Source organism: Nitratireductor sp. XY-223 (assembly GCF_004959855.1).
Taxonomy (GTDB): Bacteria; Pseudomonadota; Alphaproteobacteria; order Rhizobiales; family Rhizobiaceae; genus Hoeflea_A.
On sequence record NZ_SPNT01000017.1, the window covers coordinates 19698 to 33061 of the forward strand.

Here is a 13364-nt window from a genome sequence, read left to right on the forward strand (position 1 = left end):
AGCCGGCAAACCGTTGGTGAAGGTCGTGGCGCTGGATGCACCGATGCCCGGCGCGACAAAACGCACCGGATTCATGGCCGGTCAGTTCACTGTGCCGGATCACTAGTGTCCCATTAATAATCGAATAAATTCAACTGCTTATTTGGCGCGCATGGCGAGGTCTGCCGTAACTGTTTAAGCGGCGTTTTTTCAAAAGTCGTAAGGCTCAAAATTTGTAGAATTGTGTGCAAGCTTTCTTCGATGTTCAGGCGTTTGCGGATGATCGCGATGATCACATAAACCGAAACCGCAATCCAAATTTGGCTCTTCACAGCATTTTCGGATGTGCCAAAAAACGACTTTATGCGCAGATGTTGCTTGATCCATTTGAAGAAAAGCTCAATCTGCCACCGGGATTTGTACAGGTCGGCGATGGTTTTTGGGGACAACGAGAAGTTGTTTGTGAGGAACACTAAAGTCTTTCCCGTTTCAGGATCACGGTATCTGATCTTTCGCATTTTTTGGGGGAACCGGGTCTTGCTGTTGATCCCGTTCGGCCTCACAGTCTGGTCGCAAATGACACCGGTACTCCGATCTACCGGTTTGGACTTCAAGCGGCGGAGTTTGGTGTTCGCCTTGGCCCTCAAGACAAAAAAACTCCCGCAGAGATGCATGCGATAAAGACGTGCGAAATCGAGATAGGCGCGATCCATGATGTAGAACGCCCCAGCCTCCAGCGGCAACAAGTCCAGAATGTTGACGTCATGCAACTTCCCATCGGATATATGCAGGAACGTTGGGATGTTAGCGTGCAAGTCGAGCAGAGTGTGCAGTTTGACGGCACCTTTTGTCTTGCGGAATTGCGCCCACGGAAACAGTGCAAGGCAGAGGTCGATGGTGGATGAATCCAAGGCATACACAGGGTCATGGATATCCAGACCGGACAGCGTATCATCAGCATGCAAGAGCTGCGCGGTGTGGATCAGGTCTTGGGCGAAGTCAGCGTAAATCTTCCAGTCGCGACACTGGTTCGCGTTGGCAAGAGTATTGCGGGAAATTCCACCCCGAATGCCCATGTGATAGAGCTTGGATGATTGGGTGCGCAGACACGCTTCGATGTCCCGCAAACTCGACCTATAGGTGAGTTGGGCAAAAGCCATGCATCGGTATTGATCAGCGCAGGTGAATGCCTTGACGTATTTGTCGCCGTCGTATCGAGCGACACACTGACGGAAAACGTACCATGGCAAGTGCTCCATAATCTGGGCAAAGACAAGGCTGCCAGAAAACATCACAATCTCCCTCCTGGTTATCATGTGGGGTGAGGGAGTGTGGAAATTGGCTCAACGCGAATTCAAGTCGATAAAAGACGAAAACGGCTTATTATTGCATTAAATCATTGTCTTATAGCCAGGCTACCTTAAGTTCTTGGGACACTAGTGGTGCCGGATGATTTCGATCGCATGGGCGAGAAGGTGTCGAAGCCATGTTTGGAGGAGACGTGTGAGGCTGCTCCTTGATATCCATCTTCTCTTGTGTCCGGCTGGCGAGCCGGAGCGATTGCCGGCAATTGCGCGTGAAGCAATCCTGAACCCGGAAAATGAACTTGTCTTCAGCGTGGCAAGTCTTTGGGAAGTCGCTATCAAGGCGGGGTTGGCACGCTCGGAATTTGCGGTCGATTCGCGCTTGCCGAGGCGCGGACTGTAGACAACGGCTATAATGAACTGGCGATCTGCGGCGAACATGCAATCGGCCTTTCGACGCTTCCTCCCATTCACAAGGATCCCTTTGATCGAATGCTCATTGCACAGGCGATTGCCGAAGAAATCGTTCTGATGACCACAGATGCGAAGATCACCCGATATCCGGCGCCGGTGCGGGCAGTTTGAACCCGCCAGGCAAGGCGAAGCCATATTCCCGTCGACAGGCAAGCGTGGCTCTACCGTTCCATCTTGCCGAAGCCGGCTTCGCGATATCCGCGGCGGCGCTTGCTGCGCTCGAGGCGATCGAATGCCTGGTCGGCATCATCGGGCTTGTCGAATGTCTCCATCATGGTTCGGCCGCGCGTTCCGATCCTCCCCGGTCGCGAATGAGCGAGGCGCCGCCGAACAGCGTCGGCTGAACGCTGAGGCAATGGAAGCGCCGCATGTTCCGGGCAGGGTCGATGCGGCGAAGATGGACCGGTTCGGTTTGGCGTGAAGGCATGGGAAGCGTCTCGCCGAGCGGGATTCCCGTGTCCACCCGGTTTTGTGAACCGATACGCAATCATCGATTGACGCCATTCATCCCTGGTCTTCGCGATGAAACCTGTTCTTGCCCACCACGCTCTTCATGTCGTCTCGCCGGAACCAGATGGCGCGGCCGCATCGTAGCGGCGGATTGCCCGAGGTGAAGACGATCTGCTCGTCGCCGCGCATGCGCAGCACTTCCTCGGGCAGGATCAATGGCCGCGCGGCCAGTTGCTTCGAGCGGGTTCGCGACGATCCCGACATCTGTGATGTTCGGCTGAGCTGGGCGACCTCAACGGTCGTACTGCCACACCGCCGGGAGATATAGTCGGCGGTTTCCGGATCGTTGATCGCGGCGAAGGAAATCCACGACGCGCTCTCGAACCATTTCGATGTGGCGTCGCGCCCGCCCCAGGTCTCGCGCATCTGGCCGATCGACTGGAAGAGCAGCAGCAGGCTGATCCCGTATTTGCGGCCGGCGTCGCGCGCGGTTTCCAGAATGCGCAGGTAACCCAGCCGGGCCACCTCGTCGAGGAGGAACAGTGTGCGGCCCTTCACCTGACCGTTGCGGTTGTAGATCGCATTGAGCAGCGCGCCGATGATGGTGCGGGCAAGGCCCGGATGAACCTCAAGGGTCTTCAGATCGAGATTGACGAAGATGTCCGTCCTGCCGTTCGCCAGGTCCCCGGTCGGGAAACTCGAACCGGAAACGAGCGCGGCATAGTTCGGATAGGAGAGCCAGTGCGTTTCCTTGATGGCGTTGGCATAGACGCCGGAGAAGGTTTCCGGGGTCATGTTGACGAAGACAGCGACGTTTTCGCGCACGAAGGCGGACGTGGAATTGTCATGGATGCGCTGCAGCCGCTCGCGCAGTTTCGGCTCAGGCTCGGAAAGGTTCATTCGGACCTGCCGCAAGGTCTGTCTTTCTCTTTGCGTATGTCCCGAGAGACAGACATCGGCGATCAGCGCGGTGATGAGCTGAAGGGCGGAGGCGCGGAAGAAGTCGTCGCGCGGGGAAACCTGTTTTCCGCTGTCAGTCACGACCCAGCTTGCGACGGCAACGACATCCTCTTCTTTCGTCCCGCCGTAGCGGCCGATCCAGTCGAGCACGTTGAAGCCGGTGGACGGATCCGCGGGGCTCAGCACGAAGACCTCGCGGCCCGCCTTGCGCCGGTGATCGATGACCATGGGTGCGACTTCGTTCGATGGGTCGAGGGCCACCAGCCCGCCGCCCCATTTGAGCGCGGTGGGGATTGTGACGGACGTCGTCTTGAAGCCGCCCGATCCGGCGAAGACCAGGCCGTGGGTCGATCCGAACGATGCGTCGAAGCACAGCAGGGCGGATTTGCCGCCGGCGCCCCAGGTCTGCCTGTCATCGGCGCGGAACGTGTGACCTGCCACACTGTCCCTGTCGACGCGACAGGCTTCGCCGATGACGATGCCGCCGCTCGCGCCGAACAGGCGTCTGGCTTGTGGCATCGCCATCCAGTGCGCCGATCCGTGAATGGCGCGCCTGCCCGTCACGCGCCTTGGTTTCATCGTCGCGAAGGCGGCATCGCCGCGCAGTGCGACCCGAAGCGCGAACATGCCGGCGACAAGGCACAGCATGGCGCCGGCGCCGGTCGAAGGGTCGGCATATTCGATCAGCCGGCGGCCGTCCGGTACCGCGTCGGCGAAACCGGCAAGGCGCGTCACTTCGCGCATCGCGGCAATGGTAATCATGCCGACCGCACCCACCAGAACACCAAGGCCGGCGGATTTGATCGCCATGGCGCCACGGGCGGCGAAGAGAACGACCACCCCAAGCGCTGCGGCGGAGACGTAGGGCAGGGCAATGCCGATCCGCCCCAGCGTCAGTTGCGCCCCGGCGGAATTCCCGAACTGCGCCAGCCAGGTCCCGGCGCCGGTAAGGCCGATGCAAACAGCGATCATCAGGCCGACGGGCGCAACCAGCAGAACGACCCTAGTCGCTGTCATCGGCAAACGCCTCCGTTCCGATCGCCGTCAGGCGCTTGCGCTCTGCCTCGTGCGCCCTGATGCGCCGTGCGCCGTCGATCAGAAGGCCGAGCAGGAGCGCGCGCTTCTCATGGCGAAGTCCCGCCTTGACGATCAGCCCGCCGAGCTGGATCTTTTCGCGCGTGTCCTTCTTGCGCGCTTGCGCCTGGCTTGCCTGTCGCATGCGCTCAAGCCTCGCCATGCGCGCCCGAAGCCGCGCCGGCCGGGTTTTGCGCGGGCGCGGATTTCCGGGTGTCGCCACGGCCGCCGCGAAACCGTTTCGCCAGTTCCTCGAAGGCCTTGACGAGCCTGGCGTCGTCGATCTCGATCTCGCCCAGGCCGGCTTTCAGCGCGATCCGTCCGATCCGTTCGGCCTCGCGGGTTTCGGCGGCCTTGAGCTGCTCCTGCAATCTGGCGATCTCTTGCCTGATCCTTGATGAGGATTTTTTCATTGCGTGTCTCCCGGTTGCCGCGAATGCTGAAACGCCATGAGCAAAATGAACCGGGTGCGCGCCCGGCGCACCCCGGCACAAATGCCGGGTCGGCAGACCCGTCACTTTGCGAGATCATCCCGGCGTTCCGAAGGAATGCGTCCAAGGGCGCAGTAATACGTCGCGTAACGCGACGTGGCTAGCGGCGGCCCTCGCCGGTGGCAGAGGACTTTCCCGCGGAACAATGACGCACTTGTTCCCGGGAGCCTGCCGCGCCGTGGCGATCACGCATTTCACACCCCGGCTGATTTCGCGCGGAAGCGGCCGCAGCGCCGTGCTGTCGGCCGCCTATCGCCATTGCGCTAAGATGAGCCACGAGGCCGAAGCGCGCACGGTCGACTATTCCAACAGGAAGAACCTCGCCCACGAGGAGTTCCTGCTGCCGCCCGATGCGCCGAAGTGGGCGCGCGACATGATCGCGGACCGCTCCGTTGCCGGCGCGGCTGAGGCCTTCTGGAACACGGTCGAAGCCTTCGAGAAACGCAGCGATGCCCAGCTCGCCAGGGAGTTCGTCATCGCGCTGCCGGTGGAGCTCACCCGGGACCAGAACATCGCGCTCGTGCGGCAGTTCGTCTGCGAAGAGGTGCTGGCGCGAGGCCAGGTCGCCGACTGGGTCTACCATGACGAGGGATTTTCCGGTGGCGTCAATACCCCTGATCCTGATCGGAACCGGATTGACGCGCGCAACCCGCACATCCACCTGATGACCACGTTGCGCCCGCTGACGGCGGATGGGTTCGGGTCCAAGAAGGTCGCCGTGCTCGGACAGGATGGACAACCGCTTCGGACCAAGACCGGGAAAATCCGCTACACCCTCTGGTCCGGCGAGAAGGCGGAGTGCCTCGAACAACGGCAAAGATGGCTCGATCTCCAGAACCGTCATCTGGCTTTGGCCGGCCTGGAGGTCCGTGTCGATGGGCGTTCTTACGCCGAACGCGGAATCGACATCGAGCCGACCACCCATATCGGGGTTGCGGCAAAGGCGCTACAGCGCAAGGCCGGCGATACTGGCAGCGCCATCGATCTCGAACGGCTGGCGCTGCATGAGGCCGTTCGCCAAAGGAACGCCGCGCGCATCGAGGCGCGCCCGGAACTGGTGCTCGACATTCTCACGGCCGAAAGGAGCGTCTTCGACCGGCGCGACATCGCCAGGGTCCTCAATCGCCATATCGACGATCCCGAGAGCTTCCAGCGGCTCCTGGCACGCATCACGGAGAGCCCGGATTGCCTGAAGCTTGCCGATGAGACCATCGACTTCGCGACCGGCGCACGGATACCGGCGCGGTTGACGACGCGGGCGATGATCCGCCTCGAGGCCGAAATGGCCAGCCGCGCCACCTGGCTTTCGGGAAGGAGCGGGTTTGCGGTTGCGGGCAGGGCCCTCGACACCGTCTTTGCCAGGCATGGGCGGCTGTCGGACGAGCAGCGGACGGCCATCGAACATGCGGCGGGCGCGGAGCGGATTGCCTGCGTCGTCGGGCGCGCCGGCGCCGGCAAGACCACCATGATGAAGGCCGCCCGCGAAGTCTGGGAACTGGCCGGCTACAAAGTGGTCGGCGGCGCGCTCGCGGGCAAGGCGGCCGAGGGTCTGGAGAAGGAGGCGGGCATTGCCTCGCGCACGCTGGCGTCCTGGGAGCTCGGCTGGAAGGAAGGCACACGCCCGCTCGACGACAGGACCGTCTTCGTTCTCGACGAGGCGGGCATGGTCTCGTCAAAACAGATGGCGGGTTTCGTCGAAGCCGTCACCGGGGCCGGCGCCAAGCTCATTCTGGTCGGTGACGCCGAGCAGTTGCAGCCGATCGAGGCCGGCGCCGCCTTCCGCGCGATCGTCGAACGTACCGGCTACGCCGAACTCGAAACCATCTATCGCCAGAACGAACCATGGATGCGCGCCGCGTCGCTCGATCTGGCGCGGGGTCGGGTGACGGAAGCGCTCTCTGCCTATCGCGCCAATGGCAAGCTGATCGCGCAGACGCTGAAGGCCGATGCGATCGAAACGCTCATTGCCGACTGGAACCGGGACTACGATCCGGAGATGTCGAGTTTGATCCTGGCGCATCTGCGCCGCGATGTGCGTCAGCTCAATACCATGGCGCGGGGGAAACTGATCGAACGCGGCCTGATCGGGGAAGGCCATGCCTTCAGGACCGAGGACGGTGTGCGGAATTTCGCGGCCGGCGACCAGATCGTCTTCCTGAAAAACGACAACGCGCTTGGCGTCAGGAACGGCATGATCGGCAAGGTGGCGGAAGCCACGCCTGGCCGCATCATTGTGATGGTCGGGGAAGGGGAGGCAAGCAAGCGCGTCGAGATCCATGAGCGCTTCTATCGCAACCTCGACCACGGCTACGCGACGACGATCCACAAGAGCCAGGGCGCAACCGTTGACCGTGTGAAGGTGCTGGCTTCCCTCTCGCTCGACCGGCACCTGACCTATGTCGCGATGACAAGGCATCGCGAAGACATGGCGCTCTATTACGGCAGCCGGTCCTTCCACCTCGCCGGCGGGCTCGAGAAGCTCCTTTCCAGGAAGAACGCCAAGGAAGTCACGCTCGATTATGCGGGCGGCCGCTTCTACGCCGAGGCGCTCCGGTTCGCCGACAATCGCGGTCTGCATATCGTCCGCGTCGCGCGGACACTGATGCGCGGCCGGGTGCAGTGGACGATCCTGCAGAGACAGAAACTCCTCGACCTCGGCGCACGCCTTCGGGCCGCCGGCGCGCGTCTGGGCCTGGTCGACCAGCCGCTTCGGCAATCCCCGCAATCAATCAGAAAGGCCACCGCGATGGTCAAGGGCATTTCGAGTTTCACGATGTCGGTCACCGACGCCGCCGAGGCAAAACTGCAATCCGATCCGGCCCTGCAGAAGCAGTGGGACAACTTTTCCGACCGTATCCGGCTCGTTTATGCGGATCCGGAAGGCGCTTTCAAGGCAATGCGCATGGAGGCCGTTGTCGAAAACCCGAATGAGGCCAGGCAGCGCCTCGGCGAGATCGAGCGGAATGCGGCCAGCTTCGGCGCGCTCAAGGGTCGAGAGGGGTTGCTGGCGAGCCGCGCGGACCGGGAGGACCGTCGTGTTGCGGAAGTCAACGTGCCGGCACTGCGCAAGGACCTCGAACGCTATCTCGACATGAGGGAGAGGGCGACGGCCAGGTACAGGTTGGAAGAGGAAGGACACCGCAAGCGGACTTCGATCGACATTCCGTCCCTGTCGCCGGCGGCGGCGCGGGCAATGGAAAAGGTCCGGGACGCCATCGACAGGAACGACCTGCCGGCCGCGCTCGGCTTTGCGTTGGCCGACGCAAAAGTGAAAGCCGAACTCGACACCCTCAACAAGGCTGTTTCGGAGCGCTTCGGCGAGCGCACCTTGCTTGAAAATACTGCAAGGGACCCGTCGGGCTCGACGTTCGACAAGGCGGCCCAGGGCATGTCGCCCGCCGACCGGGAGAAGCTCACAGCCGCATGGCAGGCAATGCGTGCCGGCCAGCAGCTTGCCGCCCATGAGCGTACCCGGCAGGCCCTGAAACAGTCCGGGGCGTTGCGGCAGACGCAGACCAGGAGCCAGGGGCTGAAGCAGTGAGCCGACGGCGCCGGATCGTCATCGTCGGCACTCTCGCTTGCGTCCCTCCTGCGCTGTTCGGCCTGGGATATGGAACGGGCTTTCGGGTCAATCTGACACCGAGCTATCCGCTCGGGCTCTGGCGGATCGAAACGCTGAACCGCGATGTGCGGGTCGGGGATCGGATATTCATCTGCCCGCCGCTGACCGACGCATTTCGTCAGGCACGCGAGCGCGGATATGTGCGACGGGGCCTGTGCCCCGGCTGGCTCAGCCCGCTCATCAAGACCGTCGTGGCGCTGCCCGGGCAGTCGGTCGAGATCGGCACATCCGTGACGGTCGACGGTCTCGCGCTGCCCCGATCGGCGATTCAGCCGCGTGACGGATCGGGCAGGGCGCTGACGTCCGATCCCGGCGGGGTTGTTGCGCCCGGCATGCTGTTTCTTCACTCATCCTACAGGGGGTCTTATGACTCGCGCTATTTCGGGCCGGTCCCGGCCGCCGGCGTTCTCGGGTTGGCGAAACCCGTTTTCACCTTCACGCCCTGGCATGTTCACCGCGGCAACGTTCGTCGCCGCCGCCGCCGCGGTCGGTGCATTCGGATGGAGCGGCGAAGTGCTTCTCCTCCCGCTCGCGTGCCTCTTTCCCGCACTCTGGGCGTTCGCCCCGGGCCGTGTGACCGCAGGCCTGGTCTCGATGGCGTATTTCATGGCGGCTTCGAGAGGCTTGCCCGCCGGCGTATCGATTTTCTACGCGAGCGATATCCGGGTGGGGCTCGTTCTCTGGATCGCCGCGTCGCTGCCGTTCGTCACGGTGCATACGGTCCTTTGGTCGCCGAAGCCCGGGTGGCATCGGCCGCTGCGATATCTGTTGGCGGTGACGCTGATGAGCGTCCCGCCACTCGGCATCGTCGGGTGGGCCAGTCCGATCACCGCCTCCGGTGTGCTTTTTCCCGGTTGGGGCTGGGCAGGACTGGCGGCCACGGTTGCCGTCCTCTTTGCGATGACCACACGAGCCTGGCCGCTCGCGGGTGTCGCAATCAGCGTGGCGGTGGCACTGTCCTCAATCACCTGGACCGATCCCGGACCGCCGGAGGGATGGGTCGGAATTGACACGACGTTCGATTACCAGGTCGCCGGCGAACATGCCGATTACGCTCAGCATATGACGACGGTCGCGCTTGTCAGGCGCGCCGTGGAGAATGGTGCCGGCACAGTCGTTCTGCCCGAGAGCGCGCTCGGGATCTGGACGCCGACCACCGAGAGCCTCTGGACCCGAAACCTCGCCGACCTCGATGTCGTCGTCGCCGGCGGCGCCGTCGTCGTCAACGAGAGCGGCTATGACAGTGTCATGGTCGAACTGACAGGCGAGGGCGCGAGGATCCTCTACAGGCAGCGCATGCCGGTTCCGGTTTCGATGTGGCGGCCCTGGGCATCCGGGGGCGCATCGGCGCATTTCTTCGGCAATCCCTCCGGCAGATTGGCCGGGGCGACCATCGCGCCGCTAATCTGTTACGAACAGCTCATCATCTGGCCGGTCCTGCAATCCATGCTCTTTGATCGCGATGTCATCATTGCGACAGGCAATGGCTGGTGGACCGGCGACACCAACATCGTTCCGATCCAGAAAGCCAGCGCCAGGGCATGGGCGTCGCTGTTCGGTTTGCCGCTCGTCATCGCCTTCAACACCTGATGGGACCTGTGAAAACCCCGAGGCTGGAATGGAGAAACAATCGCGGCGGTTCCGTACCGTACAGCGCCCGTTGCAGAGGGCCGTCCTGGCCCATTTGACCCGGGCGCCCTGTTTTCCGGCCGGCGCCTTTTTCGATGGCTGGCCGATGGCCCTGCGCCGGCGTTTTGCCGTGCCGCGTTGCTGTTGCGCGTCGGATCTGTTGCCTGAATGACACAGTGACTGTTTTCCTGTTGGGTGTGGTGTCTGTTCCGGGGCGTTTGCGGCGTTTGCCTATGGTTTCGTTTCGCCTTTTCGCGGGTCCGGCCCGGGTCTGGCGGAGGTGTGGCGGGCCGTACGGGCGGTCCGCGGCGGGTGTGTCTGCGGTGTTGCGGCGGATCTGTTGTCCGGTCTGCTGGCGGATTGCGCCCGGCGGGCGGTGCCGCGTGTCGGGCATGGCGGTCCGGTCCGGTTCGGCGCTTTTGCCTATTCATTCCATAGCCACATTCCTCGGGGGGGGGGGTAACACTTCCCGTGACGCGAACGCGCCGCCGTCATCGGCATCCGGGGCATCCGGGGCATCCGGGGCATCCGGGGCATCCGGGGCATCCGGGGCATCCGGTGCTGGCGGGGTCCGGCCCGCCGGAGGGGTTGGCCGGCGTCGCCGCCGCTGCGGTTCCGGTGCCCGGGCCGGCCGGGACAGGCCGCCATCCCGGGGAGCGGCATTTTTGGGGATAACGACATGAGGTCAGACATGAACAACAGGATCGACAGACTTCTTCCATGCTGCACCGCGGCGCTGCTGTCGCTCGGCCTTGCCGCCTGCAACAGCACGGGCACGGTGACGTCGCCCATGAACGGCAATGGCGGTGCGGCCCCGACGACCGAGCTCGGCAAGGCGCAGGCGGCGGCGAAGGCTGCGATGGAGGCGGCCAAGACGCAGTCCGACGCGGCGGATACGGAGGCGGACAAGGCCGAGGCGGCGCTGACGGGTCTCGCCATGCTGCAGACCGGCGACCCGATGGCGAAAACGCATGCCGATGCGGCGCGCGCCGCCGCGCGGGCGGCGATGACGGCCTATAATACGGCGAAGGCGGAATCGGCGAAGGCGGCCGCCGCGACCACGGACACGGCGGCGGTGGAGGCCCGCATTGCGGCGCAGGCGGCGCTGAAGACGGCGCAGGCCCAGCAAAAGATCGCCATGGACAAGGCCGCCGCAGCCGTCAAGGCCGCCGGGATGGAGGTCAAGGTCACCTATGACGACGACGGCAAGCCGACCTACAGGGTCGGGGAGGTCACGGTATTTTCTGACGCGGAAAAGAAAACAATGACAGTGAATGGCGTGGAGCGGGTGACCGGGAAGCTAGGGTATGTTTTGCATACCAGAAGAACCGGTCGCGGGGCAATCAGGTATCAGGCGGCGAACGGGGAAACCCCGGAGCGCATGGCCCAGCCAACCATCAAGAGCGCGCGGCTCCCTCGTGGAAGTGTGATCGAGTCCGCTGATGACAGCATACGCCTGGTTCTGTACGACAAATACGTGACCCAGAAAACAGACACGATGGTCAAAGTGTATAAGTCCGGCGGCCCAAGCACACGAATTACACCCACATCAACCGGGGAAGCACCCTACGGCGAGCATACTGCGGATGGCAACAAATATGCGATCAAGCGGGCGGAGGGCGATTTCTACCCAGTGACTGGTAACGGCGCACCGACCAAAGAGAACCTAAACCAGTTCACCATCGCAGCCGACGCGAAGGGCAGCAAGCACATCTACTATTACGAGATCAATGGCGTAAGGACATATCTGGAGTTGGAGTCGTCTATCGTCAATGACGACGGCACCACAACGTTCACGTTCAATAAGCCGGCTGTCGTTGAAAATGTCCGGTTTCCGGAAGCGAGGTCCTTCGAGCACCTGAACTACGGCCTCTGGACGGGATTGAAAGAGGATGGCAACACAATCGCTGACCTCGGCACAAGTTTCGTCAGCAAGCTGCCTGACGGGGTTGTTACCCCGACCGGCGATATGCCGAACTTCGGAAACGCTGAGTATAAAGGCACCTGGACGGCAAATATCCGCGCCGCCGCACCAGACGGCAATGGAACCATTGATGACTGGAACAGTGGCATGACGACAACGGTCGACTTCGGAGATAACACCCTCACGACCACGCTGAACAGCCTGGCCTGGCTGAAGGGCACGATCGACGACAACAGGTTCTCAGGTACCGATATAACCGTGAGCAGTCACAGCTCGTTGGGTTTGGACAATAAAGGCGAATTCACTGGCGAGTTCAGCGGCAACTTCTTCGGCCCGAAGGCCGAGGAGATCGGCGGTGTGTTCGACATCACCTCCGAGGGCCGCAAGGCGGGCGAGGCCCGCGGCGCTTTCGGCGGCCGCAGGACGGGCACCGAGTAACGGGACCCATCCACACCGGAACCCCGGCGCCCGGCCCCGCAACAGATGGGCGTCGAGCCTTGCTGCACAATTCGAAAACCGAGACACAAATGCACCGCCACACATATTGCCTTGTATGGGGAATTTTTTGTCAACTGCGTTTTCAGTCCATCTGTGTTCCTCGGTTTACGGAAGGTCCGGGGGAGCCGTTTACCGCGTAACACGTCTCGCGCCACAGCCTTGTATTCGGTCGATCATGTCTCGGATCGGGACCGTGATGAATTCATACACATCGGCGGTCTTGCTCCGCAGTGGTGGACCAATTCTCCAGAACGGCATTGAAGCCTTGGCAATATATCGGGTTGCCATCACCCCGGATCTTCATGGTTGGATCAGAGGCCATCCGGATCCGGCCGATGAATTTCGGAGTTCTGTATTCGGGATCAGGTTGCGGGTTTCAGGATGACGCCTTGGGCACTTCGCCTAACGTGACGAACTTCACAAGGCAATCAGCGGCTTGCGGTCCAGAGCGATGATCATCGTTTTGCGGATTTCAGCCCGCCCGTCCTGTGTGCGGTTCCTGTACCAACGCGCCAGTTCGCTGTCCCGCTGGTGATACAGGAAACGCCAGGCGAGCTGGATCATGGCGTTTCGAATGCGCGGGTTACCAGCGCGGGCCAGCCCTTTCTCACGCCGTTTTCGGCCACTCTCGTCCGGCGATCCCGTCAAGCCACCATCCGGGATGTCGCGAAAGAAGAGTTTGCCCACCAGCATGTCGGCCGTGTCGACTCCCAAACCACGGATCGTCGCGAGTTGTCCGACCATGGCGTGGTGCTGGGGTGTTCTTGTCCCGGGCGATATTGTCATCGCGCTGCTTCAACAAGGGCGGTGACGACACGCTTTATGGCGGGGCCGGCGATGACGACTTCAATTTCGGCAGTGGGGAGGGTGCCGACACCATGCACGACTTCGAGGACGGGACGGATACAATCACCATCAAGGGCGGGTTGAAGTTCTCCGACCTGACCATCACCAACAAC

Annotated in this window: 8 protein-coding genes and 3 pseudogenes; 5 read left to right on the plus strand and 6 right to left on the minus strand. The window is 62.4% G+C overall.

What is annotated here, in order from left to right; genetic code table 11:
• Window positions 1–170 precede the first annotated feature (170 nt).
• A pseudogene (locus tag E4M07_RS26475) lies at window positions 171–1271 on the minus strand (IS4 family transposase); the annotation flags it as partial.
• Between the two features lie 336 nt (window positions 1272–1607).
• Between E4M07_RS26475 and E4M07_RS29685 the strand changes: the two are divergent.
• Window positions 1608–1868, plus strand: coding sequence for a type II toxin-antitoxin system VapC family toxin (locus E4M07_RS29685; protein ID WP_348640544.1), 261 nt, complete (start codon window positions 1608–1610; stop codon window positions 1866–1868).
• A gap of 50 nt (window positions 1869–1918) precedes the next feature.
• Here the strand turns inward: E4M07_RS29685 and E4M07_RS26485 are convergent.
• The 4 genes and pseudogenes from E4M07_RS26485 to traC all read right to left on the minus strand — a co-directional run bounded on the left by E4M07_RS26485 (window position 1919) and on the right by traC (window position 4654).
• Window positions 1919–2184: pseudogene (locus E4M07_RS26485) on the minus strand (WGR domain-containing protein).
• A gap of 77 nt (window positions 2185–2261) precedes the next feature.
• A complete protein-coding gene (traG, locus tag E4M07_RS26490; RefSeq protein WP_136661431.1) occupies window positions 2262–4184 on the minus strand; it encodes a Ti-type conjugative transfer system protein TraG in 1923 nt (640 codons plus the stop codon).
• On the minus strand, window positions 4171–4386 hold the full coding sequence (gene traD, locus E4M07_RS26495) for a type IV conjugative transfer system coupling protein TraD (RefSeq protein ID WP_136661432.1): 216 nt from the start codon (window positions 4384–4386) through the stop codon (window positions 4171–4173). Before traD ends, traG begins: the two co-directional genes overlap by 14 nt.
• 4 nt (window positions 4387–4390) lie before the next feature.
• A complete protein-coding gene (gene traC, locus E4M07_RS26500; protein ID WP_136661433.1) occupies window positions 4391–4654 on the minus strand; it encodes a conjugal transfer protein TraC in 264 nt (87 codons plus the stop codon).
• 256 nt (window positions 4655–4910) lie between these two features.
• Between traC and traA the strand changes: the two genes are divergently transcribed.
• The 4 genes and pseudogenes from traA to E4M07_RS26525 all read left to right on the plus strand — a co-directional run bounded on the left by traA (window position 4911) and on the right by E4M07_RS26525 (window position 12345).
• Window positions 4911–8273 carry a Ti-type conjugative transfer relaxase TraA gene (gene traA, locus E4M07_RS26505; RefSeq protein WP_136661456.1) on the plus strand — a complete coding sequence of 1121 codons (3363 nt, stop codon included), beginning with the start codon at window positions 4911–4913 and terminating at the stop codon, window positions 8271–8273.
• Window positions 8270–8767: pseudogene (gene traF, locus E4M07_RS29690) on the plus strand (conjugative transfer signal peptidase TraF); the annotation flags it as partial. The gene traA and the pseudogene traF, both read left to right, overlap by 4 nt.
• 34 nt (window positions 8768–8801) lie before the next feature.
• Window positions 8802–9944 (plus strand): conjugal transfer protein TraB, encoded by a 1143-nt coding sequence (locus E4M07_RS29695; RefSeq protein WP_246660628.1) that lies wholly within the window; start codon window positions 8802–8804, stop codon window positions 9942–9944.
• A 730-nt stretch (window positions 9945–10674) separates the two neighbouring features.
• Window positions 10675–12345, plus strand: coding sequence for a transferrin-binding protein-like solute binding protein (locus E4M07_RS26525; protein ID WP_136661436.1), 1671 nt, complete (start codon window positions 10675–10677; stop codon window positions 12343–12345).
• A 477-nt stretch (window positions 12346–12822) separates the two neighbouring features.
• Here E4M07_RS26525 and E4M07_RS26530 read toward each other — a convergent pair whose 3' ends face one another.
• Complete coding sequence (locus E4M07_RS26530; protein ID WP_169054414.1) at window positions 12823–13149, minus strand: transposase; 327 nt, start codon at window positions 13147–13149, stop codon at window positions 12823–12825.
• Window positions 13150–13364: the final 215 nt, after the last annotated feature.

Excerpts from the sequence above, each read along its gene's own strand:
- traC (WP_136661433.1), bottom strand. The coding sequence starts at position 4,654 with ATGAAAAAATCCTCATCAAGGATCAGGCAAGAGATCGCCAGATTGCAG.
- traD (WP_136661432.1), bottom strand. The coding sequence starts at position 4,386 with ATGCGACAGGCAAGCCAGGCGCAAGCGCGCAAGAAGGACACGCGCGAA.
- E4M07_RS26525 (WP_136661436.1), top strand. The coding sequence starts at position 10,675 with ATGAACAACAGGATCGACAGACTTCTTCCATGCTGCACCGCGGCGCTG.
- E4M07_RS26530 (WP_169054414.1), bottom strand. The coding sequence starts at position 13,149 with ATGGTCGGACAACTCGCGACGATCCGTGGTTTGGGAGTCGACACGGCC.
- traG (WP_136661431.1), bottom strand. The coding sequence starts at position 4,184 with ATGACAGCGACTAGGGTCGTTCTGCTGGTTGCGCCCGTCGGCCTGATG.
- E4M07_RS29695 (WP_246660628.1), top strand. The coding sequence starts at position 8,802 with ATGTTCACCGCGGCAACGTTCGTCGCCGCCGCCGCCGCGGTCGGTGCA.